The sequence below is a fragment of the candidate division Zixibacteria bacterium HGW-Zixibacteria-1 genome (assembly GCA_002838945.1).
Taxonomy (GTDB): Bacteria; Zixibacteria; MSB-5A5; order GN15; family PGXB01; genus PGXB01.
In genome coordinates, this window is record PGXB01000082.1 from 1 (window position 1) to 1001 (window position 1001).

1 protein-coding gene and 1 pseudogene are annotated in these 1001 nt (G+C 47.4%); both read left to right on the forward strand.

Annotation, left to right across the window (positions count from 1 at the left end):
- Positions 1–517, forward strand: a 517-nt coding sequence (locus tag CVT49_16455; GenBank protein ID PKK81909.1) for a hypothetical protein, incomplete at its 5' end; no start/stop codon positions are given.
- Positions 517–783 (forward strand): annotated as a pseudogene (locus CVT49_16460) (transposase). The gene CVT49_16455 and the pseudogene CVT49_16460, both read left to right, overlap by 1 nt.
- Positions 784–1001: the final 218 nt, after the last annotated feature.

Consider the following 1001-nt stretch of genomic DNA (forward strand, 5'->3'; position numbering starts at 1 on the left):
GGATTTGCTGGAATGTGCCAAGGGATGCTTAGCAAGGGCAAGGACGGCGGAAGAATTGAGACAAGCTCAGGCAGTAGTTTTTCCATTGGAGTATGGCATGTCCATTGAGCAGACAGCACGGGCAATTGGTGTATCACCTGGATGGGCAAGCCAGTTACGCAATCGTTTCATACAGGAAGGCGGGATTCGTAGAGAGGAAAAATCGTCAAAGGGTGGGCGTCGTCGGGAGAACATGAGCCTTGAGGAAGAGAAGGAATTTCTTTTCTCTTTTCTTGATAAGGCTAAAGCAGGGGGTATTCTTGTTGTCAGTGAAATAAAGCAGGCTCTGGATAAGCGTCTGGATCGCAATGTTCCGTTGTCATCTACTTACAATCTCCTTCATCGGCATGGCTGGCGGAAACTTGCACCGGACAAACGGCATCCCAGGTCTGATGTGATAGCTCAGGAAGAGTGGAAAAAAAACTCCCCAGCCATATTGCTGAAATCAAAGAAACGTGGAAAGAGCCGATCCGTGTGATGTTCATGGATGAGGCACGTTTCGGTCGGATCTCCGATACAAGGTATTGTTGGTGTCCGAAGCCATTCCGCCCTGTTTGCCATTCAATGGTGAGCCACGAATATACGTATGCCTATACGGCAGTTTCTGTATCTGACGGAAGAATGGATTCTCTGATACTCCCCCACGTCAATGGAGAGTGCATGCAAATATTTCTTGACGAGGTGGCTGGGCGATACCCAGGTGACCGAATTGTCATGATCCTTGACGGTGCTGGTTGGCATAAGAATAAATCAATCAAACTCCCCAATAACATTATTATGCTGAGCCTGCCGTCATATTCACCGGAGCTTAATCCTGTTGAGCATGTTTGGGATGATTTACGGGAAAAATCGTTTCACAACCGGGTCTTTGATAGCATTGATGCTCTGGAGGATCATCTGGTAGATGCTTTACTCAATATGGAAAATGATCAACACCGCATCCATTCAATCGTTGCATGGCC